The 23933-nt window shown below is 63.7% G+C and carries 19 protein-coding genes, 1 tRNA gene, 1 other RNA gene and 1 pseudogene; 3 read left to right on the forward strand and 19 right to left on the reverse strand.

Annotation, left to right across the window (positions count from 1 at the left end; translation table 11 throughout):
• Positions 1-82 precede the first annotated feature (82 nt).
• The 12 genes from recR to ffs all read right to left on the reverse strand — a co-directional run bounded on the left by recR (position 83) and on the right by ffs (position 15299).
• Positions 83-682, reverse strand: coding sequence for a recombination mediator RecR (gene recR / locus D9V28_RS12420; RefSeq protein ID WP_121660048.1), 600 nt, complete (start codon positions 680-682; stop codon positions 83-85).
• A 6-nt stretch (positions 683-688) separates the two neighbouring features.
• Entirely contained in the window at positions 689-3349 is a 2661-nt protein-coding gene (locus tag D9V28_RS12425) for a DNA polymerase III subunit gamma and tau (protein ID WP_121660141.1), read from the reverse strand.
• A 153-nt stretch (positions 3350-3502) separates the two neighbouring features.
• Positions 3503-4009, reverse strand: coding sequence for a tetratricopeptide repeat protein (locus tag D9V28_RS12430; protein WP_121660049.1), 507 nt, complete (start codon positions 4007-4009; stop codon positions 3503-3505).
• Between the two features lie 149 nt (positions 4010-4158).
• On the reverse strand, positions 4159-5415 hold the full coding sequence (locus tag D9V28_RS12435) for an MFS transporter (RefSeq protein ID WP_183086527.1): 1257 nt from the start codon (positions 5413-5415) through the stop codon (positions 4159-4161).
• Positions 5412-6044 carry an ArsR/SmtB family transcription factor gene (locus D9V28_RS12440; RefSeq protein WP_121660051.1) on the reverse strand — a complete coding sequence of 211 codons (633 nt, stop codon included), beginning with the start codon at positions 6042-6044 and terminating at the stop codon, positions 5412-5414. The genes D9V28_RS12435 and D9V28_RS12440 overlap by 4 nt, the downstream gene beginning before the upstream one ends.
• Positions 6045-6185: 141 nt before the next feature.
• Positions 6186-6698, reverse strand: a complete 513-nt coding sequence (locus D9V28_RS12445; protein ID WP_121660052.1) for a hypothetical protein — start codon at positions 6696-6698, stop codon at positions 6186-6188.
• 120 nt (positions 6699-6818) lie between these two features.
• Positions 6819-8453 (reverse strand): sensor histidine kinase, encoded by a 1635-nt coding sequence (locus tag D9V28_RS12450; RefSeq protein WP_121660053.1) that lies wholly within the window; start codon positions 8451-8453, stop codon positions 6819-6821.
• On the reverse strand, positions 8450-9670 hold the full coding sequence (locus D9V28_RS12455) for an acetate/propionate family kinase (RefSeq protein WP_121660054.1): 1221 nt from the start codon (positions 9668-9670) through the stop codon (positions 8450-8452). Before D9V28_RS12455 ends, D9V28_RS12450 begins: the two co-directional genes overlap by 4 nt.
• Positions 9667-11781 carry a phosphate acetyltransferase gene (pta, locus tag D9V28_RS12460; protein WP_121660055.1) on the reverse strand — a complete coding sequence of 705 codons (2115 nt, stop codon included), beginning with the start codon at positions 11779-11781 and terminating at the stop codon, positions 9667-9669. Before pta ends, D9V28_RS12455 begins: the two co-directional genes overlap by 4 nt.
• A 57-nt stretch (positions 11782-11838) precedes the next feature.
• Entirely contained in the window at positions 11839-12564 is a 726-nt protein-coding gene (locus tag D9V28_RS12465; RefSeq protein ID WP_229728011.1) for a FadR/GntR family transcriptional regulator, read from the reverse strand.
• A gap of 130 nt (positions 12565-12694) precedes the next feature.
• Positions 12695-15142, reverse strand: a complete 2448-nt coding sequence (locus D9V28_RS12470) for a phosphoketolase family protein (RefSeq protein WP_121660057.1) — start codon at positions 15140-15142, stop codon at positions 12695-12697.
• 60 nt (positions 15143-15202) lie between these two features.
• Positions 15203-15299, reverse strand: an RNA gene (gene ffs, locus D9V28_RS12475) — signal recognition particle sRNA small type.
• A gap of 133 nt (positions 15300-15432) precedes the next feature.
• On the opposite strand from ffs, the gene D9V28_RS12480 reads away from it, so the two are divergent.
• Positions 15433-15520 (forward strand) — tRNA-Ser (locus tag D9V28_RS12480).
• Between the two features lie 126 nt (positions 15521-15646).
• Complete coding sequence (locus D9V28_RS12485; RefSeq protein WP_121660058.1) at positions 15647-16195, forward strand: hypothetical protein; 549 nt, start codon at positions 15647-15649, stop codon at positions 16193-16195.
• Positions 16196-16213: 18 nt separating this feature from the next.
• Here the strand turns inward: D9V28_RS12485 and D9V28_RS12490 are convergent, their stop codons facing one another.
• From D9V28_RS12490 to D9V28_RS12505, 6 genes are all read right to left on the reverse strand, one after another.
• On the reverse strand, positions 16214-17038 hold the full coding sequence (locus D9V28_RS12490) for a GNAT family N-acetyltransferase (protein ID WP_183086528.1): 825 nt from the start codon (positions 17036-17038) through the stop codon (positions 16214-16216).
• Positions 17039-17116: 78 nt separating this feature from the next.
• The gene (locus D9V28_RS12495) at positions 17117-17665 is read right to left on the reverse strand and encodes a hypothetical protein (protein WP_121660060.1); all 549 of its coding nucleotides are present in this window, start codon (positions 17663-17665) and stop codon (positions 17117-17119) included.
• Positions 17666-17818: 153 nt separating this feature from the next.
• Entirely contained in the window at positions 17819-17941 is a 123-nt protein-coding gene (locus D9V28_RS16450) for a hypothetical protein (RefSeq protein ID WP_268234424.1), read from the reverse strand.
• Positions 17942-17950: 9 nt separating this feature from the next.
• The gene (locus D9V28_RS16350; protein ID WP_229728009.1) at positions 17951-18910 is read right to left on the reverse strand and encodes a hypothetical protein; all 960 of its coding nucleotides are present in this window, start codon (positions 18908-18910) and stop codon (positions 17951-17953) included.
• Positions 18883-19590 (reverse strand): relaxase/mobilization nuclease domain-containing protein, encoded by a 708-nt coding sequence (locus D9V28_RS16355; protein ID WP_229728007.1) that lies wholly within the window; start codon positions 19588-19590, stop codon positions 18883-18885. Before D9V28_RS16355 ends, D9V28_RS16350 begins: the two co-directional genes overlap by 28 nt.
• Positions 19587-20009, reverse strand: a complete 423-nt coding sequence (locus D9V28_RS12505; protein WP_121660061.1) for a plasmid mobilization protein — start codon at positions 20007-20009, stop codon at positions 19587-19589. Before D9V28_RS12505 ends, D9V28_RS16355 begins: the two co-directional genes overlap by 4 nt.
• Positions 20010-21288: 1279 nt before the next feature.
• Between D9V28_RS12505 and D9V28_RS12520 the strand changes: the two genes are divergently transcribed.
• Complete coding sequence (locus D9V28_RS12520; protein ID WP_121660064.1) at positions 21289-22590, forward strand: chymotrypsin family serine protease; 1302 nt, start codon at positions 21289-21291, stop codon at positions 22588-22590.
• 570 nt (positions 22591-23160) lie between these two features.
• On the opposite strand, the pseudogene D9V28_RS12525 reads toward D9V28_RS12520, so the two are convergent.
• Positions 23161-23820 (reverse strand): annotated as a pseudogene (locus D9V28_RS12525) (IS256 family transposase); the annotation flags it as partial.
• Positions 23821-23933 lie beyond the last annotated feature (113 nt).

Genomic DNA, 23933 nt, shown 5'->3' on the forward strand with positions numbered 1-23933 from the left:
TGCCACAAATCGTGGTCCAGCGGCTCATCCGACGACGCAATGTGTCGCCTCAGCGACCGTGTCGTTCCTGAGGCGTCGCGTGTTAACGCGAAACGACGGTGCGACCCTCAAAGGCACGGCCGAGAGTGACCTCGTCTGCGTACTCGAGGTCTCCACCGACCGGCAGCCCCGAGGCCAGCCGGGTGACCCGGATCTCAAGGACGGTGAGCAGGCGGCTGAGGTACGTTGCGGTCGCTTCTCCCTCGAGGTTCGGGTCTGTTGCGATGATGACTTCCTGCACAACACCGTCAGCGAGGCGCTGCATCAGCTGGCGGATGCGCAGGTCGTCGGGGCCGACGCCGTCGATCGGACTGATAGCGCCGCCGAGCACGTGGTAGAGGCCGCGGAATTCGCGGGTGCGCTCAATTGCAACGACGTCCTTGGCCTCTTCGACCACGCAGATGCTCGCCGGGTTGCGGCGTGGGTCGCGACAGATCGAACAGGTGGGCTGTTCGGCGACGTTTCCGCAGATCTCGCAGAAGTGCACCTTCTCGCGCACCTCGGTGAGGAGTTCGGCGAGCCGGGTGACGTCGAACGTCTCGGTCTGCAGGATGTGGAATGCGATGCGCTGCGCCGACTTCGGTCCGATGCCGGGGAGACGTCCGAATTCGTCGATCAGTTCTTGGACTATGCCTTCGTACATGAGTGATTAGTCCCTGTTGAAACGTGTGGGTGGTGTGTGTGGCTGCTCCTCGATGAAGCTGGCACCGAGGATCTCGCGGACCACCGATTCGCCGTAGCGAGTGGATGCTTTGGGGTGCGCCGGCGTGGTGACACGCGTCTGCGGCGACCGCGCAGGGGCAGCTGCCTGGACGGGCGCTGCCTGCGCGGGCCGGTTCGGAACGCTCGGCGCTTGCTGTGCTGGCCGGGTGACGCTGGGTGCTATGCCAGCGGCGATGTTGCCAATCGCGACGGGTTCGGCGTATGGGTCGCCGTACGGGTCAGGGTACGGCGGTTCGTCGTCGGCGGGAGGTGCGTCGTTGTCGCTCGGCAGAGAGGGGTCGACGGGGCGCGCCGGAGCAGAAACCGGTTGTGCAGGTTGTGCAGGTGCCGAGCGAGTCGGAGCGGTCGCCGGAGTGGCCGGAACCGCTGCAGCTGGCACTTCAGTGGAGGTTTCAGCGGGGACGGAGTTGGGAATCTTGACAACGGCCCATCCCCCGTTCGCATCAACCGGCGCCGACATCGGCGCGGGAGCGGCCTGGGGTGTTGGCGCCGGTGCGGCCTGCGGCTCGCGAGTCGCCGCGGAAATCTCGCGCCGCTCGGACGGTACCTGGGCTGCTGGCGGTATCGGTGCAGCCGACCGGGCGACGGTTGGGCTGCCAGCCGGAACGTCGGCGTTGTTCCCTGGTGAGGGCGCCCGCTGCGGTGGAACTCCGGGAACAACCCACTCGGTGGGAATGGCGTCGCGTGCTGCGCGCGACTCGGGGTCGGCCCCGACAGGGCCAAGGCTGCCTGCTTTGGCGGTCGGCCAGGCCGGCGGTGCCTTGTCCGTCGAAGGCGTTGCAGTGGTTGCGGCGGCAGGGCCAGTTGCAGTGGAACCCGCGGCAGCAGGAACCTGTGCGACGTCAGCGCGCCCGGGACCGCTCGGAATCTCAGGAGCCGGGCGCTCCGGAGGTATACCATTCGCCGGCGGCGTGGCCGGCGGCGTGCTCGCGGGACCTCCGGGACCGTCACCGGGCGGAGCGACCTGGGCGATGAACTTCACGGTGACACCGAGCACATCGAGGATCGCCTGCCGTACGTGCGATGAGACACCGTCACCCGCGGTCAGCTTCTTGAAGTCGTCAACGTCGGTCTGGCTGGGGAACGCCAGGCGTAGGACATGGTCGTCGCTGAGCCCACGGATCGTCGCCGTTGTCGCGACGAGCCAAGACGACCGCTTGGCCTTCGCCACCCGCTCGAGAATCTCGGGCCAGGCATCCTTGAGCTGCTGCAGCGACACCGGTCCGATCGGGCGAACGGTGACCGGCTCGTCCGGGACTATGGCAGAGGGAGGCTCCGCAGGTGCGGGAGCAGACGGCGCTGTTGAGCGGCTCGGCGTTGGCGCCGGCGCCACGGGTTCGTCGAACGAGCGCTGCGCCGATGCGGCCGGAGCCGTTGGAGCTGCAGCCGCCCCTGGCTGTGCCGGAGGCGCAAGAACGCTGTCGCCCATACCGACGCGCCGTTCGAGCCGTTCGACACGAGCGAGCGCGCCGCGCGCCGAGTCATCCATCGACGGAACGAGCACGCGCGCGATCATGAGCTCGAGATGCAGGCGAGGTGAGGTGGCACCGGTCATCTCGCTGAGGGCGGTGTTGACGATATCGGCTGTGCGGCTCAGCTCGGCCTGGCCGAAGCTCGTTGCCTGGACAGACATGTGATCAAGTTCGTCTTGCGGGATGCCACGGAGCACGGCGGCAGCATCGGACCCGGTTGCGCCAACAACAATGAGGTCGCGGAGTCGTTCGAGCAGGTCGTCGACAAAACGGCGCGGGTCTTGCCCGGTCTGGATCACGCGATCGACCGCGCTGAACGCGGCCCCGGCGTCACGCGCAGACAGCGCGTCAATGACCTCGTCGAGCAGGGCCGAGTGGGTGTAGCCCAGAAGAGCGACCGCCCGTTCATAGTCAACGGTGTCACCCTCGGAACCCGCCATGAGCTGGTCGAGCAACGACAGGGTGTCTCGAGCCGAACCGCCACCGGCTCGCACAACGAGCGGCAGCACGCCGGCTTCGACCTTCACCCCTTCACTCTCACAGAGCGACTGCACGTACTCGAGCATCTGCGCAGGCGGGATGAGCCGGAACGGATAGTGATGGGTGCGCGAACGAATCGTTCCGATGACTTTGTCTGGCTCGGTCGTCGCGAAGATGAACTTGATGTGCTCCGGCGGCTCTTCAACGATCTTCAGCAGTGCGTTGAAGCCCTGCGGCGTGACCATGTGAGCCTCGTCGAGGATGAAGATCTTGTAACGGTCGCGGGCCGGGGCGAAAATCGCGCGCTCACGAAGGTCGCGAGCATCGTCAACACCGTTGTGGCTCGCAGCGTCGATCTCGACAACATCAAGAGAACCGCCACCGTCGCGGCTGAGTTCGACGCAGCTCGGGCAGACGCCGCACGGGGTGTCGGTCGGACCCTCGACACAGTTGAGGCAGCGCGCCAGGATGCGAGCAGACGTCGTCTTGCCGCAGCCACGCGGGCCACTGAACAGATAAGCGTGATTGACCCGGTTTGTTCGCAGGGCCGTCATCAGTGGATCGGTCACCTGAGACTGACCGATCAGCTCGGCAAAGGACTCTGGCCGGTAACGGCGATACAGGGCTGTAACCACTCCCTCATCGTAGTCGCCGCCGCTGACAGCGACCGGAGGTTCTCCACAGCCAAGATCGGTGGCTGGTGACCACGCGTCCTCACGCGGCCATCCTCGACCGTCGTCGTCGGACGGCGTCTGACGGACGCCCACTTCCGGTCAACTAGCCGCTATTTACTGTTGAGCGGAATCGAGTGATGTCAGGTACTCGGCGTTGCCACGTATCGCCGGCTTGTACCGCTCCAGTTCTTCAGCGTGCACATGATCGGCAAGCAGGGTCAGAAGGCTCCCAAGTGCCATCGAACCGCGACCGGCCGCGTGCAGCGTCAACGACTCGAACGCGCCGAGCGCCACCGAATCAGGAAACTCTTCTCGAGCACGAGCGAATACCGCAAGCGACTCGTCACAACGACCGAGGTTGCGGAGAGTGCTGCCATATTGCAGATAGCACCGGCGACGCACGTCCCCGTCGAGCCCGGCGGCCATCGCTCGTTCGTAGAACCCGAGCGCCGTGGCTTCTTCTCCAGCAGTATCGTAGGCACCACCGACCTCGTATAGGACCCGCGGGTTCTGCGGGTGTTGTTCATAGATCGACAAGAGCGCGGCGATCGTCGGGGCCATGTGGTTCCGGTCGCGTGCAGCGAAGAGCTGGTCAAGCTCGGCGTCGGGGGCTGGACTCATCGGGCTATCTGCACTCTCAGTTTGGGCGCGAAACTTCAGTTTATGGGGATGCTCAGCTGGTTTTATGGGGATGCTCAGCTGGTTGCAGAATGTCTCCGGCGGACGCCAAGCTCGCCTGTGCACGGCTCGGTTGGACGAAAAAGCAACGACTAAACCCCAGCACCCCTGGCGGCGTCGAGTCCCTTCCAACGCGAGCCGAACAGCGGCAGCAGCGTCAGCGCCCCATACAAGACGGCACAGAACAGCACGGTCGGGCCGAAGCCGATCCACGCGATCGCCAGCCCAGCCAGAAAACTGCCGAGCGGCATGGCCGCCGCCACTCCGGCCGTCATCGCACCGAATACCCGCGCACGCATCGGCAGCGGCGTGAGCGCATACATGGCCGTCGAGAGCATCGGATTGATCGCCCCAGCCGCGAGACCAGAGGCCATGAACACCCCAAGCAACACCGGAATCGGCAGATCGAGCAGCATCGCACCGTACGGCGGCACGCCGGCGAAGAAGAACGACCAGGTGAACAGCGCCCGGCCGGCGAGCCGATGACCCCACACCGCAAACGCCGCAGACCCGACGAGAGCACCGGCGCCGAAGCATCCGATCATAAAACCAAGCAGGGATCCCGTCTCCGAGTGCCCCGTCGCGAAAACGGGCTTGATCACCGTGATGCCGGCAATGTCGATCGCGTTCGTCACCATCACCATCACCACGACACCGCGAAGCAGCGGCTGTTTTGCGAGAAAACGGATGCCATCAGCCAGGTCCCTGAGATACGACGCCTCAGCGTCCTCCCGCAGCGGGCGAGCAACGGTGCGCGGCACACAGACGGCAACGAGCAGAGCTGACACCACGAAGGTCGCGGCGTTGACGAGAAGTGAGTTCGTCGCACCGGCGAGCGCGACCAGGATGCCGGCCGTCGACGCTCCGATCATGGACGCGCTGCGCTGAACGGCAGACTGCGCCCCGGCCGCGCGGGCGATCGGCGCTGCACTTCGCTCGGCCAGCTCGGGAAGCAGTACGGTCTTCGCGGTGTCGCCCGGGGTGTCGAGCAGCCCGCTGAGAAAGACCAGCAGAAGCAGGAGCCAGAACGGCAGCCCGCTCGTCAGGGCGAACACCGGAATGAGCAGCACGGTCAATCCGCTGGCGACGTCAGCCACAATGCTCGAACTTCGATAGCCGAACCGATCGATCACCGCTCCACCGAGCGCTCCCCCGACCACCACAGGAACCGTGGCGAAGACGCCGGCCACCCCAGTGGCGAGCGCTGAGCCCGTTGTACCGAGCACGTAGAGCGGCACGGCAACCATGGTGATCGCGTTGCCCGCCTTGGAGATCAACTCGGCAGCGAGGAGCCCGACAAGCGGCGTGAGCGAGCGGCTCGTGCGCGGGAGGGCCGTGGCGGTGCTCACGGTTCGTCCCTGGGCTGTGTTGCCTCGCCGGACTCCGGCGGCCGCTGGCCGAATCGCGGACGAACGAACGCGCTGTAGATGAGCCGCGTCGGCCGGGTCCCCTCGGCACCGGGTCGACTCCGCGCGGCCCACTTCGTCACCAGCTCTTCGATCTCGTTCGACATCTCTCGCAACTCTGCTGACGTCAGAAACGTTGCGGTGTCGCCCGTCGTCGCCGCCGCAACCCATTCAGGTTCCAGTGTGGGCTCGAGGTCAATGTACTCGCCCATCTCGCGAGAGAGCGCCTGCAGGAAGGTGTGCCGCATCGCTGCGCTCGCGATCCGCGTCGCCGGGTCGCTGTTGAGCTGGGTCGGCTCGTACCGGGTGTGCGACTGGGCCGCGCGCCACCAGCGCTCTCGAGAATCCCGTGCGTTTTCGGGTGCTTCGACAACGAATCCCGATCGAGCGAGCACACCCATGTGATAGCTGACTGAACCGGGAGCCTCGTCGAACAGGTCGGCCAGCTTGCCGACCGACTGCGGGCCAGACACCCGCAGTTCACCGAGCAGACGGACCCGCAGCGGATGAGCGAGCGCTCGCATGGCGGTCCGGTCCGTGAGGGCGTCGGGAGGTTTCTGCGGTGCAGTCATGGGCCCACTCTATTTCCACAAGAGTCCTTGTGCAATACTTCTTGTGTAATTCTGTATGGAAAAACGGATGCCATTTCGCACGCGTGCGGAATGGCATCCGTTGGTCAGATTGACGACTCGAGCACGCGCGATTCGGAAGCGCTACGGCAGAGGCGGACCACCAGGCGCACCCGGGTCGTCTGTGGGATCGTCGGCCCAGAAGCAGGTCATGACGGCGTGCGTGCGATAGAACACGATTTTCACGTCTGCCGCTGGCGGAGAAGAGGCGCCGTCGGGCCACTCACCACCGGGACTCAGCGCCCCCGGAGCCACGCAGGCGCCTGGTGTGACGACGAAGACAGGCCGGGTCGGTGCCGTCCAGTCGCCCTTGCCATCGGCCGAGCAGCCTGCCTCGCAGTCCGGCGGCTCTGGGACGAACTTCGGCAGCGTGAAGTAACACACGACGAGCAGCGATTCGCCGTGGCGAACCAGCCGATAGCTCGTCGTGCGAATGTCGACAGCGGGGCTCCCGCTCAGCATCTGCCCGTAGTAGCAGTCGCCCCCATCGTCGAGATCGGCACCGGCGTTGTGGTCGGCGACGGCGGCAGTCGCACCGACGAAGAGCAGTGCGAAAGCCGCGAAGAGGGTCAACAAAACCCGGGTGATTTTTGGCATGGAGCTCAACTCCTCGACCTGATGCCGCACACCCTACGCCTGCGCGATTCTGGCGTCAACGGGCGGCTTCGTCTTCTCGATCACGGATGCCGCGGGGCGCGACCCACAGGAAACGCGCGTCTATCGCACCGGCAGCAAAACGGTGACCGTTGTGCCTGGGCCCGGCGTCGTACTGAACGACAGCGTTCCTCGATGCGCCTCGATGAGGCCCTTGATCACGACGAGGGCGAGGCCAACCCCTGGGAACTGCTCCCCCGCCTGGGTCGGCCGATAGAACGGTGACGCCAGCGCCTTCATCTCGTCAACAGGCACGCCGGTGCCTGAGTCCTGAACGACGATTCGAACCCACTCGGAATCGGTGTCGACGGTCACGGTGGCTGTGCCGCCTGGCGGGCTGAACTTCAGCGCGTTGGAGATCAGGTTGTTGACGGCCTGGGCAATCCGCCGCTGGTCGATGACAGCCATCGCGGGCTCGTCCGCCTCGACGGTGAGGTGCACTCCGGCGGCCCGCGCGGCGGTCGCGCATCGCTCGACGACTTCGGCGCAGAGCACGCTCACGTCGGCGAGCTCGCGTTCGAGTTTCACGGCGCCGCGCTCACGGCCGGCCTCAGCAAGCAGGTCGCTGACGAGCTGCTGGAGCCGGTTGGCGTTGCGTTCGATCACCTCGAGTGATTCGCGAGTGCCGTCTGTCACGGCGGGGTCGTCAAGAGTGAGCTCGAGGTAGCCGACGATCGAGGCAAGCGGGGTTCGAAATTCGTGAGAGATCGAACTCACGAAGGAGTCTTTGGCCGAGATCGCCTCGAGGTATGCGGTGACGTCGTCAATGGCGATCACCGTTCCCGCGAACGCTCGATCGGGTCCGAGAACGGGACGCGCTGAAACGGACAGCGCGTGCTGAGGTGCACCAGGAACGGTGATCCAGATGATCCGGTTGGAGTACTCGTCGCCGCGCAACGCCCGGGAGATGAGTCCGTCGTTGGCGAGAACAGGGGTGACACGGTCGGCCTCAAGCATGTATCCCTGCTGCTCCAGTTCGAGCGGGGTCAACCCTGAGATCTCAATCACCGGATGCTTCTGCACGGTGCGGTTCGCAAGAATCTGGGTTCCGTTCGCGTCGTACGAGAGAATGCCCGTATCGACGGTGTCAAGAATCCGGTCGAGGAGCTGCGAGGTACTCTTCTCCCGCTCGAGCGACGCTGCCGTCGTTTTCTCCTGCTCGACCAGCGACCGGATACTCGCGTTTGTCCTCCGCGCTGCCACGCAGGTGCTCGCCGCGGCGACGAGCACAACCGTCGGAGTAAGGAAGTCACGCAGAGCCAGCTCAAGGGTGAGTGCTGAATGATCGTTGACGCCGGGGATTTCGACCAGACCCAACGACAGCACAACGGCGAGCGCCGCTAGCGATGGTCGCCCCGACCAGCCCAGCCACAGCGCCGGCAGGATGGCCAGGAACCCAATCGCGTGAATGTGCTGGTCCGGCACCTGACGCATGACAATCAGCGCCAGCATGTCCAGGACGGGCACGAGGTAGAGCAGGTCCGAATCGGTCCGCCCCAGGAGAAACGCGAAGACCGTCGCGATGCCGAGGATGGTGATGGCAACCGCGAACGCCGGTGTTGCAAGCACAGCCGGGTCGATGAGAAGCGCGAGCAGCACACAGCCGGCAACGATGAGCACATCCGCAACCTGGATCACCACCCCGGGGTGGAATCCCAACCACGGCGAACCGAGCTCAGCGCTGCGGCGCGGGCTCACAACAACGCCAGCGTCTGTCGGGCGATCTCCAACTCCTCATTCGTGGGAATCACCAGAACAGCGACATCGGAATCGTCCGCGGAGATTAGCCGCGCATCCCGCGACCTCTCTTCGTTACGTTCATCGGAGAGACGGATGCCGAATGCTCCCAGTCCCGAAAGCGCAGCCTTCCGCACGGCCGCGGCATTCTCGCCAACACCGGCGGTGAAGGAAATGACGTCAACACGGCCGAGCTGGGCCATGTAGTTGCCGATGTAGCCCTTGAGCCGGTGGGTGTACACGTCGAAGGCCGCTGTCGCTTTTTCGTCACCGTTTGCCGCGCGCTCGAGGACGTCGCGCATGTCACCGGCGCCCGACATGCCGAGGAGGCCGCTCTTTCGATTGAGGAGTACATCCAGGTCGTCGAAACCCATTCCGGTCCGGCGGTGCAGGTGGATGAGCACTGCCGGATCGATGTCACCAGAGCGGGTGCCCATGACCAGACCCTCGAGCGGTGTGAGGCCCATCGAGGTCTCGACCGAACGGCCGCCGTCGATCGCTGAGGCCGATGCACCATTTCCGAGGTGCAGCACGATCTGCTTGAGTTCCTCCAGCGGGCGCCCAAGAAAGGCAGCAGCCTCCTCGGAAACAAACTTGTGCGAGGTACCGTGGAAACCGTACTTGCGCAGCCGGTGCTTTTTCGCGAGTTTGTCATCGATCGCGTAGCTGTACGCGGCCGGTTCCAGGGTGGCGTGAAACGCCGTGTCGAACACCGCAACGTGGGGCACGTCAGGAAACGCCTTCTGTGCGGCCTCGATGCCCTGCAGGTTGGCCGGGTTGTGGAGGGGCGCCAGTTCGGCCAGTTCCTCGATGTTGATCTTGACGAGGTTGTTCACGAGGGTTGCCTCAAAGAACCGCTTACCCCCGTGCACCACCCGATGCCCGACCGCGAGCAGCGGGTGCCGCGCCAGCGACGGCCCGTGCGACTCGAAAGCATCAAGCATGACGCGGAATCCCGCGGCGTGGTCCGGAATCGGCAGGGTGCGCTCGGTGGTCTGCGGCGCGTCCGAACGATCGACGGATGGCACGGCGTCCCACGGGATGGTGTGAACCGACCGACCGGATTCTTCACCAATGCGCTCGATCAGCCCTGTGGCGAGCATCTGCTCGGTGTCCATGTCGATCAACTGGTACTTGAACGACGATGACCCCGAGTTCACGACGAGGATGGCGCTCATGCGATCGTCTCGCCCTGTGCCTGGATCGCCGTGATCGCGACGGTGTTGACGATGTCCTGCACGAGAGCGCCACGCGAGAGGTCGTTGATCGGCTTGTTCAGCCCCTGCAGGACAGGTCCGATGGCCACGGCGCCTGCCGAACGCTGCACGGCCTTGTAGGTGTTGTTCCCGGTATTCAGGTCGGGGAAGATGAAGACCGTTGCCCGACCAGCGACCTCGGATCCCGGCATCTTCGACGCTCCAACAGCGGCATCCGCTGCCGCGTCGTACTGGATCGGTCCTTCAACAAGAAGGTCGGGTCGGCGTGATCGCACGAGCCCAGTCGCCTCACGCACCTTTTCAACATCGACACCCGAACCGGACTCCCCCGTCGAGTACGACAACATGGCAACACGCGGGTCGATACCGAACTGCAGGGCGGTCTCCGTCGAGGAGATGGCAATGTCGGCGAGCTGGGACGCATCTGGATCCGGAATCACCGCGCAGTCGCCGTAGACGAGCACACGGTCCTGCAGCGCCATCAGGAAGACAGACGACACCACGTTCACGTCGGGTTTCGTCTTGATGATCTCGAAACCGGGGCGGATCGTGTGCGCTGTCGTGTGCATCGCCCCAGAGACCATGCCGTCTGCGAGCCCCATGTGCACCATCATCGTGCCGAAGTACGACACGTCGGTGACCTGGTCTCGCGCCTGGTCGATCGTGACACCCTTGTGGGCGCGAAGCCTGGCGTACTCCTCGGCAAACTTGAGCCCGAGCACCGGGTCGTGTGACGACAGCACCTCGGCACGCGAGATGTCGAGGCCGAGTTCGATGGCGCGGGAGCGAACCTCAAATGTCTCGCCGAGAATAGTGAGCTTCGCCACGTCGCGAGCGAGCAGAGTGTGTGCCGCTCGCAGAATGCGATCGTCGCTTCCCTCGGGAAGCACGATGTGCTTCTGATTCGCGCGGGCCCGTTCGAGCAGCCCGTACTCGAACATCAGCGGTGTGACGACGTCTGTTCGACTGACCTCGAGCAGTTTCAGAAGAGCGGATGCTTCGACGTGTTTTTCGAAGAGAGCGAGCGCCGCATCGTATTTGCGTTGCGAATCGGCCGCGAGCCGCCCACGCGTGCGGGTGATCGCCACAATGGTGTCGTAGGTGCCGAGCCCGGTACGAATGATCGGCAGCGTCTGCGGCAAGCCGTCGAGCAGTCGTTCGACCGGCTCTGGAAGGTCGAATCCTCCGTTGAGGACAACACCGGCGATCGACGGGAACGTTCCAGAGCTCTGGGCCATCATGGCGGCCAGGAGCACCTCGGTGCGGTCACCGGCGACAACGAGCACAGCGCCCTCGATCAGTCGAGGAAGCACGTTCACCATGCCCATGCCTGCGACGACAACGCCGAGCGCTTCGCGGGACAGCAGTGCGGGGTCGCCCTTGAGCAGGGTTCCACCTGTCGCCTTCATGATCGATTCCATGCTCGGCGCGATGAGGTACGGGTTCTCGGGGATCGCCCACACCGGCACGCCCGGCTTCGTCTTTTCGATGGCAGCGGTGATCTCGGCCAGTCGCTCTTCGTCTGCGCGGTTCGCGATGATGGCGAGCAGGGTGGCGTGTGCGCTGCGGAGTTCGTGCAGGGCCAGTTCTGCGATGTCGTTCATCTGCTCGGGTGTCCGGGGGTCGGCCTGGCCGAGTCGCTCACCCGAGCCCTGGCTGGTGCGGCCGCCGAGCACGAGCAGCACTGGCGCACCGAGGTTGGCGGCGATCCGGGCGTTGTAGCCGAGTTCGGTTGGGCTGCCGACGTCTGTGAAGTCCGAGCCGAGAATCACGACGGAGTCGCACTTCGCTTCAACGGCCTTGTAGCGCTGCACGATAGTGGCGAGCGCGGCGTCAGCGTTCGCGTGCACCTCGTCGTAGGTGACACCGATGCATTCGTCGTAGTCGAGGCTCACACTGTCGTGGTTCCGGAGGAGTTCGACGACGTAGTCGCGCTCCTCGGTTGACCGGGCGATCGGTCGGAACACCCCGACGCGTTCCACCTCGTGCGACAGGGTGTCGAGCGTACCCAGCGCGATGGTCGACTTGCCGGTCTGTCCTTCAGCGGACGTGATGTAGATGCTTTGAGCCACGGTTCAAGACTACGACGCGGCGCGGCGTCGTCCGACGCCGACCGCGCACGCGCCGGGTTATCCTCCGAGTGCGGTCAGGTGCGTTCGGATGCCGGTGAAGTGCAGGTTGATGCGCTCGGCGGCAAGAATCTTGTCGCGGTGCACCACGGCGTCGAGGATCTCACGGTGCTGCTGAGCGCTCTCGATCAGTCCGTGCTGCTCAACACCGACTTCCTCGTGGATCTGGCGGTAGACGTTCCAGAACACCTCGAGCAGGTTGGACAGAAGTTCGTTACGCAGGGGCGTGTAGAGGTGGCGGTGGAACTCCTGGTCCTCCTCGAGGAAGGCGAGTCCCTGCTGTGCGCGGGTCTCCATCGCGGTCACCAGTTCGTCGAGGATGACGATGTCGGCCTCGGTTGTCGCGTCGATGGCTGAGCCCACAAGTCCGGACTCAAGGGCCTGCCTCACATCAACAAGCTCGAGCGCTTCCTGGCCGCCGTGCCGAAGCGACAGCCGGCCGCGGAAGGCGAGGCTCGATCCGAGGGACGCGAAACTGGTCGCGGCCACGAAGGTGCCGAAGCCGTGACGAATCTCGACAACACCGAGCGCCTGCAGCACCTTGAGCGCTTCGCGAACCGTGTTTCTGCCGACCCCGAGCTCGGCGCAGAGCTCGCTCTCCGTCGGCATAGCGTTCCCGACATCCAGGTTCCGTCGAAGGATCAGGTCCATGATGTCGTTCTGGAGGGCGTGCATGCGCTGGGAGGCCAGACGGGCGGGTCGTATCACTTGCGAATCGAGAGTCACGGGAAATCCTCCTTGTTGATACTGAATCTAACGGGCTGGCCGCCACAAATTACCGAAGCGCTCGCCTGAATTTCTCACGGCGCGTCTCACGCATCTGCCGACAGCAGCGCGTCTCCGGTTTCCGGGCTGTTCAGCTCCCCGTTTCTTCGACACGCTCCTGGGCGTCCTCCTGCGACACCCCAGCAGAACCCTCGGCCGACCACTGCCAGGTCGCCACCTCAGGAATGTCCTCGCCGTGATCCCTGGTGTACTGCCGAGCCACGATCCGCGCGTCCTGCATTCGCTGGCGCAACCCGGCCGCGCGCGTTCCGAGGCCAGGCACCCGATCGATCACGTCGATGACGAGCCGGTACCGGTCGAGATCGTTGAGCATCACCATGTCGAACGGCGTCGTCGTCGTCCCCTCCTCCTTGTACCCGCGCACGTGAATGTTCTCGTGTCCGTTGCGCTTGTACGACAGCCGATGAATCAGCCACGGATACCCGTGATATGCGAACACCACAGGCTTGTCGACGGTGAACAGCGCGTCGAATTCGCGGTCGCTCAACCCGTGCGGGTGCTCGGATTCCGCCTGCAACCGCATCAGGTCGACAACGTTGATCACCCGAACCTTCAGGTCGGGGAGATTTTTTCGAAGAACGGATGCCGCTGCGAGCGTCTCGAGGGTCGGCACGTCTCCCGCGCACGCCAGCACCACATCCGGCTCGGTGCCCGGCTTCTCCGTTCCGGCCCAGTCCCAGATGCCGAGTCCGCGGCTGCAGTGCGCGATGGCCTCGTCCATGCTCAGCCAGTTGGCCTGTGGCTGCTTGCCAGCCACGACGACGTTGACGTAGTCGACCGACCGCAAAACGTGATCGTATGTCGACAACAGGGTGTTGGCATCCGGTGGCAGATAGACCCGAACGACATCGGCCTTCTTGTTCACGACGTGGTCGATGAAGCCGGGGTCCTGGTGGCTGAATCCGTTATGGTCCTGCCGCCAGACGTGGCTGGACAGCAGGTAGTTAAGGCTCGGGATGGAACGCCGCCAGGGAATGTCGCCAGCGGTCTTGAGCCACTTGGCGTGCTGGTTGACCATCGAGTCGACGATATGAATGAAGGCCTCGTAGCAATTGAACAGGCCGTGACGGCCGGTGAGCAGGTACCCCTCGAGCCAGCCCTGGCACTGGTGCTCGCTCAGCACCTCCATCACCCGACCGGCGCGGACGAGGTTCTGGTCAATCGGGAGGATCTCTGCGCTCCACTGTTTGCCGGTGTGCTCGTAGACCGAGGGTGCCAGCCGGTTCGACGCGGTTTCATCCGGCCCGAAGATCCGGAAATTGTCGGGGTTGTCGCGGATCACGTCCGCCAACCAAATGCCGAGCACCGTGGTGGCCTCGGCTGTGGTCGCGCCGGGCGAGGGAACATCGACGGCGTAGTCGCGGAAGTTCGGCAGCTCAAGGTCGCGGCGAAGCACACCGCCGTTCGCGTGCGGTGTTGCACTCATCCGCAGCTCGCTGGATGGCGCGAGTGAGGCGATGTCGTCGAGCAACCGGCCGTCCCCGTCGAACAGCTCGTCCGGTCGATAGCTCTGCAGCCAGTCCTCAAGAATCCGCGTGTGTTCTTCCGTGTCTCGCGCGTTGGCTAGCGGAACCTGGTGTGCCCGCCAGGTGTTCTCGACCGGCAAGCCGTCGATCTCGGCCGGGCAGGTCCAGCCCTTCGGCGTTCGAAGGATGATCATCGGCCAGCGCGGCCGGGTGACGTCCTCTCCCGCATCACGCTGCGCCTCGGCGGTGCGACGGATGTCGGCGATCTCGTCGAGAACCGTGTCGAGGGTGCTGGCCATGCGCTCGTGCACGAGCAGAGGGTCCTCGCCGTCGAACCCGCCGGAGACGAGGTAGGGGTGGTGGCCGTACCCACGCATGAGGTCGAGCAGCTCCTCTTCAGGGATTCGCGCGAGCACCGTCGGATTGGCGATCTTGTAGCCGTTGAGATGCAGGATCGGAAGCACAACCCCGTCCTGCAGCGGGTCAAGGAACTTGTTGGAGTGCCAGCTCGTTGCGAGCGGGCCGGTCTCCGCCTCGCCGTCACCGACGACCGCGGCGACGAGGAGGTCGGGGTTGTCGAATGCGGCACCGTAGGCGTGGCTGAGCGCGTAGCCAAGTTCACCGCCCTCGTGGATCGACCCGGGTGTCTCAGGGGCGACGTGGCTGGGGATCCCGCCGGGAAAGGAGAACTGGCGAAACAGCCGCTTCATCCCCTTTTCGTCGCGGGTGATCGGTGAGTAGATCTCGGAGTAGGTTCCGTCGAGCCAGGCGTTCGCGACCATGCCTGGTCCTCCGTGGCCGGGACCGGCGATGTACAGCGTCGACTGGGAGCGTTCCGTGATCACCCGGTTGAGGTGCGCGTAGACGAAGTTGAGTCCAGGCGTCGTGCCCCAGTGCCCGAGCAGCCGCGGCTTGATGTGTTCTTTCGTGAGCGGCTCACGCAGCAGCGGATTGTCGAGCAGGTAGATCTGGCCGATGGAAAGGTAGTTCGCTGCCCTCCACCATGCGTCGATGCGGGCGAGGATCTCGGTGTTCACCGTGTCAGGGACCATGGGGTCATCCTAAGAACCCGCGTGAACCACCGAAAGGGCTGGCGTTCGGCCGCCTTAAACGTAAAAGACCCCTCGCGCACCCGCCAGAGCCCGGTTACCCTTGCTACGTTTCCGTCCTGGGGGAGTTGGCCTGGATGGCGCCACGCGAGGAGCCAGCACCTATTCTACAGACTTTGGACAGTGCTGTTTGCCGCTCGAGCACCATGCGGCCGATGCCATGCGGTCGGATGCTGCCCAAAGGCACGATAGGATAGCTGAGGTTGATTCGCTGTAGCGAAGATACCGAACAAGGAGAATTCGCCTAGTGGCCTATGGCGCACGCTTGGAAAGCGTGTTGGGTTAACGCCCTCGGGGGTTCGAATCCCCCATTCTCCGCCATGTGAAAACGCGCTCGTCGACAGACGGGCGCGTTTTGCGTTACGGCCCGAACTGGCATGTCCCCCAAACTGTGGATAGTGTTACTCGACTCAACAGGAGAGACTGACTCCGGGGGACGCAGGGACGATGACGGCTACAGACACGACCACAGTGACGGTCCACGTTCGTCGAAGCCTCCTCGCGCAGGGGATCGCCGCTCTGCTGGCGCTCAGCATTCCGATCATGATTGTGCTGTACTGGCTCACCATTCCTGCGGGAACCTGGGGCTGGGTTGGCGGAGCACAGGCTGTTGTCCTCGTTGCCGTGTTGATCGCCGCGTACCGTTACACCCGGGCGAGTGTCACAGTGACGCCGACTTCGGTGGTTGAGGTTCGGTTCTTTGGCGGCGAGAATCACACGAAGATCGAGGACATCGAGCGGGTCATCATGCTCGAGATGCACCGCACGATGGCGTCGCAGTCCCGGCTGCAGATGTTCGTGCTCGACTCGAACGGACGCCCGCTGCTGCGCATGCGCGGCGAGTACTGGAGTCGCAACAGCATCAACCGCATCGCAGCCCAGCTGAGTTCGGCGCCAATCGAGCACATCGACCACCCGGTCACCCTCGACGAACTGCAGACGTCGCGTCCTGAGATGCTGTACTGGTTCGAACGGCGACCGATCCGCTTTCCGTGAGTCGTGGCATCCGCTCGCTTAAGGCTTGTCGATTCTCATGCCGAAGGTTGTCGCCGTCGGCGTGCTCGAGGCGAGTTCGGTGAAGCCGAGCCGGCGATAGAAGGCACCGGCGTTCGTGTTGTCAGCGCCCATGGTGAGGTGGAGCCCCGGGATCCCGCGTTCGGCCAGCACCACCCTCAGCGTGTCGATGAGCAGGCGGCCGAGCCCCTGCCCCTGTGCCTCAGGCAGCAGGTCGATGTGCAGGTGCGCCGGGTAGTCGTCGACGTCGGCGATGAGCATACGATGCGGGTCGCCCGCCGAAGCGAGGGTGTGGACTTCAGCGTCGGATGTCGGGTGGTCATACTTCCCGGCGACCGACGGCCACCAGGTGTTTGAGAACCAGGAGGCGAAGTCGCGGGTGTTCGCTGCGGCGATCACGTAGCCAACCACCCGCTCGCCGTTGTCTGCGACGAACGCCAGCTCGGGCTCGCTGTCGACATAGGGCAGTGCATAGATGTCAGGCAGCAGGTCATCGCTCGAGTACATGCCCGTTGCGTCCAGGCCGGTCCGGCCGGTGCGAACACACACGTCGACGATGTCGGGCCGGTCATCCGGTCGATACGGGCGAATGGTGATCATCGTGCCGATTCTACGCACAGCACGCCGTCGCACGGCCGCGTTCGTTGCGCCTCTACTCCCCCACCCCTCCGCTTCTCGGCGCTGCAGGAGGGTTTGACCAATCTGCCAGTACAGCCGCAGCAGCTCCGTGTTCGCTTTGCGTTGCACCTGGTAGCGGGCTCCGTGCACGCGGCGCTTCAGGTCTTCTAGCAGTGCCCCGTAGTCAGACGGTTCGATTGCACTCACGTATTCAGCATCCCCTGCCATCGGTAGTTGTCCAGCATGCTGCTGGACAACTCTAACCATCGCGCCCCGCAGATTCTCTCAGCGAGCAAGTCCGCCTCGCGTGCGCTCCTGTACTGATCCAATTGGCCTACTCCGAACCTTTGCTGCTTTGCCGGTTTGCGTTCGGACCGCTTCGCTCGGATGTTTCGCGTTCTCGCCGTCCGCAAGCAGCCTGGCTGCAATCACGACTTTTGCAATCCCTCTTTCTTCGAGACTGGCAGCGAATTGCTGACGGCGCTCTGAGCTGTCGTAATCATGCGCGCTCTGGTCCCGCTCATTGATACCTACGCTGAAGTCTGCGACGTCCGCGTCGTCGACGTTGCTGCTGTCTTTCTCCGACCGGATCTGGGCTTCCCGTTCGCGCCGGTCCGCGCTGGCGAAAAGTAGTTGGCTTGCGGTTAGCTCCTCCCCCGCTTTCTGCCGTTCGGCTCGTGCGTCAGCGCGAGCTTGTTCGGCTTCGCGCAGCACTGCGGCCACAGCTGTTGCGTCGCCGCCTGGTGCGTCGACATCGATGCCGTACCGGGCGTGTACTTCGCGGCGAATGGTGTCGCCGGCATCGCGGGCGACGTCGTCGTGGTTTCTCCACACGGTCGCGGTCTCGTGGACCAGGGCAATGTCTTCGACCTTCGCGCTGTCCCACCACTCGGCGTGCCGTACCGGTTCGAGGCTGGCGCGAACTGCGCCACGTTCTGCCTCAAACCGGTTCTCAAGCTCGCGGTACTCCTGCTGTGCGGCAGCCTCTCACGTGTGGCTCATCTGCTCGCGCAGTCGGGAGATTCGCTCTCCGAACTGCGATGCCACGGTGATCGCGATGCGCAGCGAGTCGTCAAACGATTCGCCTACTCCGTCTGTTTCTTCGGCCATGTCGGTCCCCTAATCCCTTCCGTGACCGCCACGCTCGCGTGGCGTGACTGGCGTTTTGGGCTTACTCGGTTGCGGCTTGTTAGGTAACGGCGAACCGGTGCCGGGCGCGGCAAGTCCGTCCGTCGCGCGGCGCATGGCCTCGTTCTCGGAAGTCATCACCCGGTCATCTGTGCGGGTCGTTGTCGCCGAGACTTCGGGCAGGCTCTGTTGCACCTGGGCGAACTTGCCGCGCATCATTGCCGTCATCTGTTCGGCTCGTCGCGCGTCGCCGGCTGCGGTGTGAGCGTCGAGGATAGCGACGCTCACCCGGCCGAGCTGGCGGAGCATGATGGCTTCGGCCATAGTTCCGTGCCCGCCACTGGCGGCCTGCATGAGGATCATTGCGGCGTTCGCTGCAGAGCCGAGTTGCGTTGGTTTCGGCTTCGATTGGTGCGCCCTGACGTGCGCACTCCGGGCCAGCTCGCGAGAAGTTTCAGCGAGCGGTCCAGGCGTCGCCTCAACCCGCTGCGACCAGGCAGCGAACACTCCAGAAGTCTCCCGAGCAACGTGGGCCCACGTCGCACGGTCAGAAACTGGGACGTCCCTCAGCTGCTTGCGGAGCTGCGCCAGTTCGTCGGTGTATTGCTTCCACAGTTGCGGATCCGGAGCGGTTTCCTCGCGCCCCGGCGCAACCGGTCGGTACTGCCATGGGTTTTTGCTGGTCGCGCGCCACTCGTCGGCCGCGGCCTGCGCTGTGGCGGGTGCGTCCGGCCATCCTTCGCGCAGTCGCGGCAACGTCAGGTCGCGAGCCAACCGCCCGCCGCCGTACCAAATCGGTGCGGTCCCCTTGGCAGGTCGGAGAGCAACCGAGTAGCCGGCCACAACGTCGTCGCGTCCAGCGGCGAAACGGGGCCGAATGAGGACCCCGCCGCGCCGTAGCCGGCGGACGAACTCACCCTCGTCTACCGACGCTGTAGCAGCAGCGCGCACGGTACGTTCGAGCCGGTGGGCGTCGACCTCGACGGCCCCGGTGCGTTGCTGGCGTGCACGTTCCGCGGGCTTGACGCCCCGCTCCCCCAGACCTGTTCCCGGCTCTCCAGCTGTTCCAGCCCGTAGTCACGCTCAAGATCACGGCAGACCTTCTGTGCTCTTGAAAAGTCGTTGTGAGTCGTCGCCTTGGTGCCGTCCTCGCGGACCAGGGACACCGCGATGTGCACGTGGTCGTTGCCGTTGGTGGAGAGTCCGTGACGGACCGCGACCCACCGGCACGGTGCCTTCCCGCTGGCTTCGGTGAAGCCCATGCGGTCGGCGAAGTCCTGAGCGATCGCGCCCCATTTCTCGTCACTCAGCTGGCCTTCCTCGGCCCGCAGTGAGAGCGAGCAATGCCACACATTGGCATCTACCTGCGTCGTTGACACCACGCCGGTATCCGGATCTGTGACGCGTGCTGTACGGGTCACGTTGACCCCGAGCCGTGTCCGCGGCTCATCGAGGTCGCGAGCGATTCTGAGCGCTGTCACCTTGTCCAGTTGGTCGAATCCGTACATCGTCACGATGGCCGAGTCGCCCGCCACCAAGTGCTGCTCCTGGTGCTCGTTGTGTCGCCCTTCGCCAGCGAGGTAGACCATAAGACCGGTCATCTCGTTCCCGCGCGTAATGTTCGGCATCATGACTGATCGAGCCTGTCCAAAGCCGCACTGAGTCGCGGAACAAGTGCGCGGTACTCCTGCACAATCGCCTCCGCCTCTGCAGGAAGCGTGCTTTCCGTGTTGGCGAACCTGGCGAGCTGGTTCACGTTGTTCGCGACGTTCGCCATCAGTCGGCGAACAGCGAACACCTCGGCGATAACTTCCTTGCGGTCGGTGTCGGTCTCAATGTGTGCGTTCATCGCAGATTCGACCAGCAGCCGCGGAACCGTCACCCGCGCAACCACCGCACGCGCCCGCAACTGTGCGTCCTCTTCCGGGCTCACTCGGACGTTGTAACGACGCTCACGCGGCTCGTCCAAATTCGCGCGCCTCTGGCGACCGAACAGACGCCGTTCGCTCTTATCTGTCTGTTGAAGAGCCTGCCCCGTGAACCGGCCCACCCGGCGGGCGTCGATCCGCTGAGCTTCGAGGTTCCGGTAGCGGCATAGGCCCTACTTGTGGAGGTACTGACGAAGGCGTAGTTGTAGTACTGGGTAGAGCCGGCCGTGAAATAGCCATTAGCGCTTTGTGCCGTACCAGCCAAAGCTGGTTGTACCCCGAATCCCACCAGAGAGGCTGAGAGGAAAGCGGTCACCATAAGGGTGGGGAGAAGACGGGCGTTGCCTCGCCTTTTAGTCATTTGATCGGTGAATTTCATTCGGTTCCAATCTGTCGGCTGCCCCTCGTTGGCTAATCAACCCACAGTTCTCACTTCTTGTAAACGAAAGAAATGGGAGCGGACCTGCGATGTTTCGGATACTGAAAATGTCTCAATTGTCCGGGCGGCCGACCGATGAATCGATTGGTCGAAGAGATGCATGAGCTTGCTGGGGTGGCGTCCGATAGGGGATCGCGATGCGCCCCGGAGTCATCACGGTAGGCCGTGGTGCGCTCGGAGATCGTGGGGCTGTTCATTCGTGCGAACGCGGCAGAGGTGGAAAAACAGCTCTCCGCCGGCCGTGGTTGTATCGAACGGCTCAGTGAGCGACCGGAGCTGGATCCCTCGTCGGTGCGGCTCCCCCACGATGGCGACCAGGTCAGTCATCGGGCGCTGCGGCAAGTGTCGGTCCCGCCAAGCAGAAACCAGAATGCTAACGAACCGGTAAAACCTATCCTGCACTACCCATAGAGTCAACACCTCAGTTCTGGTGTCTCGCGGTCCGTTTGGCCTTATGCCAGTGTGAGGCTCAACCTGGGGGGCCGTCATCGCTACGCATCGACGAACTAAACGCATCGCAGCGTCAGCGAAGAGTCCCGAGCGCGAGTCCGGAAGCCAATGCCAGCATCACAACAAAGCCCAGACCACTCGCTATGAGGGATACCAGGATCCCAATGCGAAATGTCCTGCCGTTCTGTCCTATGGTCGGTCCTCTGACAGCGGCGAAAGCCGAAACGACGGCCCCGCTTACCACCCCAAAGCCAGCACCCCAGGCGACGGCTGGCCGATAATCGGGCAATCCACACTGGATCTCGTTGACATCGAGAATCTGCATCATCGCCGGACACGTGCGAGGCACGAGCACTCCAACGACGAGCAGCAGCAGACCGCTCCCTGCGACCCCGGCCACAGCCCGGAGGCCACGGGAAGTCTTGTTACTTCCTGCATGCAAGGGGATCCCCAAATTACCGAGTGTCATCCCACCAATATACGAACGAAACCGGAAGAGAAATGGTGAAGCTATGAAAAAAGTGAGTCTGGCACGCGGCGCAGCTGCGATTACCTGTTCGCTTGGGCTAGTCCTTGGAAGTATCGGGGCTGTAAGCGCGACGGAGGACGAGAGGGGAAAACTCGTCGATGCCACTGAATCACAGATCAATTCTGCGGATTCGAGCGATGAGTTCGAGGCTTTGACGCTTCCGGCGATCCCGCTCGAGGTGGCCGAATACACTGACTCCCTACAAGCAGGGCTCGCAGAAAACCCCCAATTTAATGTCGTCGAAATCTCGGAGGACCGCAAGAATGTCATCGTGTGGTGGCATGGGGAAGAATCCGAGCAGTTGTCCGCACTAGTCAACGAAGCTCCCGATGAACTTGTAACGACGAGCATCGCGCAGACAATGTACCTTCCCGGTGACCTCAAGTCAGCTGCGAAAAAGATCATGTCCGACGGAGCTGACCTCGGCGTGGTGGGCGTCAGCACTCCCAAAGATGGTTCCTCGCTCAAAGTCTCGGTTTCCTCGCCGGCGAGTAAACGGTCGGGAAGCGATTCAGAAGCCATCCAAAGCCTTAGTACGCTCCCGGTAGTCATCGAGGAGTCGGCCGGATTCGCACCGGCGAACACGCGTCAGAACGACAAGAGTTATCACCTTGGTGGCGCATCCATCCACTCGTATTTAATGGGCAGCGGTTGTAGTAGCGGCTTTTCGGTCAAACGAGGCTCCGAACAGGGCTCAATGTTCGCGGCTCACTGCGGCGGAACCGGTGAGTACTGGGTTACTTACGACAGTTTCTGGGATACCTCTTGGTACAACTACGGTACGACCGACCAGAGGGTCCCGGCATACGACGGCGCCATCATGAAGAGCAACTTCTCGCAACCGTACATGTGGACACAAGGGCCGACCAGCACTGCTTACGGTGCGATCAAAGGGCAATATACAGCGCCGCTCGGCGCCGAAATCTGCTACTCGGGCTCACAGTCCGGAGTGGTCTGCGGCAACATTGTCCAGCAGCGGAACTTCACTTACGCCTTGGACAGCGGTGACCTGAACAGCGTTTCGGGGTTGATAACTCAACAAGCAGCCGGCCAGCCTGCGGCGGGGAACGGCGACAGTGGCGGCCCTGGTTACGTGATCCTTAACGCGTCGGGGGTGGCAGCGCGATACGCGACCACTATCATCTCCGCGATCCCGCAGAACTCAGGGACGAACTGCACTGGAAACCCTGGCGGTGGCGGCCGATCCTGCAGTGCGACCGTGATCAGCACCGATGTCGCAGCCATCGCGGCCGCCTCCGGATGGTCGATCCAGATCGCTCCCTAATCGACGAATCAGTATTACTGCTTGAAGATGATGGAGGGCCGAGAGATACTCTCGGCCCTCTTCCTTTCTCCCATACCGTCCGAACGTACATCCGCAAGCGAGTGACAGGAGAGTCCTCTCCCAAGTTGTCGTTTGAAGTTCCTTGAACACGCGGCTGGACGCACCCGCGGGGTCACAGATCGCGGTGTTCGAGGAGCTCAAACACACCGCCAGGACCGGTCGCGAACGGGCGGCGTAGTCGCGATCTTTGGCCTCGACGTGGCGGGTTTCCTGGCGAATTGTGGCGATGACCTTCATGCGCGGCTTGTCCTAGATTTTGTCAACGGCGGACGCCCATACCCATGCTCGGTGAGTTGTACCCGCGAGGTCTTCCCACTCGATCTGAACCGCTCTGCTGGTCCAGGCGATCGCGCGACCTTCAACGCGTGCGACGGCTTCGGGATAGCGGGCCCAGGCTCGGATGGGCACCGGCTGTTGGGCCTGTGTGATCGGGTTGTGTTCGGGGTCCGGTTGGTCACGTCCCGCTGAGTGGTGGAGTTTCTCAACACCGTGCGGGTCAGTTGTTCTAGTTTAGGCGGCGGCGAGTTCGGGGAGGATCACCGCCTCGTCGATGACCTCGACGGGGTTGTTCATGGTGGCCAGCTCGAGCATTGAGGCTTCGGAGAAGTAGCGGCGTTCGCCGGCTTCCCACTCGTCGTGCTGCTCGATCAGAACGGACCCCGCCAGCCGTAGCAGGGCTGTGGTGTTGGGGAACACGCCGACGACGTCGGTGCGGCGTTTGATCTCTTTGTTCACCCGTTCCAACGGGTTCGTGGACCAGATCTGTCGCCAGTGCCGCCTGGGGAATGCAGCGAAGGCGAGCAGGTCGGGTTGCGCGTCGGTGAGCATGACGGCGACTTTCGGGTGCGACCGGCCGAGCATCGTGGTGACTTCCTGGAACTGTTTCTCGATGTGCTCGCGGTCGGGCTGGGCGAAGATGGTGCGGATGATCGAGGCGACCATATCCTGGGATCCCTTCGGGACCACGGCGAGGACGTTGCGCATGAAATGGACCCGGCAGCGCTGCCAGCCGGCGCCCTGGAAGACCGTCCCGATGGCTTTCTTCAGCCCGGTGTGAGCGTCAGACATCACCAGCTTGACTCCGTCGAGACCCCGGGTCTTCAACGAGCGCAGGAAGCTGGTCCAGAAGCCCTCGTTCTCGCTGTCGCCGACGTCGAACCCGAGGACTTGGTCGGCTTACCCCGATCGAGTTTGAGACAATCAAACCAGCCGCTCACGCGGCCTGAAAACCACAAACCATAAAAGTCAACTAAAACGTCAGCAGTGAACCGTCCAGGTGCTGC

It is taken from the genome of Mycetocola zhadangensis, from assembly GCF_003668565.1.
In the GTDB taxonomy this organism is placed as follows: domain Bacteria; phylum Actinomycetota; class Actinomycetes; order Actinomycetales; family Microbacteriaceae; genus Mycetocola_A; species Mycetocola_A zhadangensis.

What these genes read in the sequence shown, in the direction of transcription:
- D9V28_RS12440 (WP_121660051.1), bottom strand. Translation starts at nt 6,044, where the DNA reads ATGACTGCACCGCAGAAACCTCCCGACGCCCTCACGGACCGGACCGCC.
- D9V28_RS12430 (WP_121660049.1), bottom strand. Translation starts at nt 4,009, where the DNA reads ATGAGTCCAGCCCCCGACGCCGAGCTTGACCAGCTCTTCGCTGCACGC.
- D9V28_RS12520 (WP_121660064.1), top strand. Translation starts at nt 21,289, where the DNA reads ATGAAAAAAGTGAGTCTGGCACGCGGCGCAGCTGCGATTACCTGTTCG.
- D9V28_RS12485 (WP_121660058.1), top strand. Translation starts at nt 15,647, where the DNA reads ATGACGGCTACAGACACGACCACAGTGACGGTCCACGTTCGTCGAAGC.
- D9V28_RS12455 (WP_121660054.1), bottom strand. Translation starts at nt 9,670, where the DNA reads ATGAGCGCCATCCTCGTCGTGAACTCGGGGTCATCGTCGTTCAAGTAC.
- D9V28_RS16450 (WP_268234424.1), bottom strand. Translation starts at nt 17,941, where the DNA reads ATGGCCGAAGAAACAGACGGAGTAGGCGAATCGTTTGACGACTCGCTG.
- D9V28_RS12445 (WP_121660052.1), bottom strand. Translation starts at nt 6,698, where the DNA reads ATGCCAAAAATCACCCGGGTTTTGTTGACCCTCTTCGCGGCTTTCGCA.
- D9V28_RS16355 (WP_229728007.1), bottom strand. Translation starts at nt 19,590, where the DNA reads ATGATGCCGAACATTACGCGCGGGAACGAGATGACCGGTCTTATGGTC.
- recR (WP_121660048.1), bottom strand. Translation starts at nt 682, where the DNA reads ATGTACGAAGGCATAGTCCAAGAACTGATCGACGAATTCGGACGTCTC.
- D9V28_RS12470 (WP_121660057.1), bottom strand. Translation starts at nt 15,142, where the DNA reads ATGGTCCCTGACACGGTGAACACCGAGATCCTCGCCCGCATCGACGCA.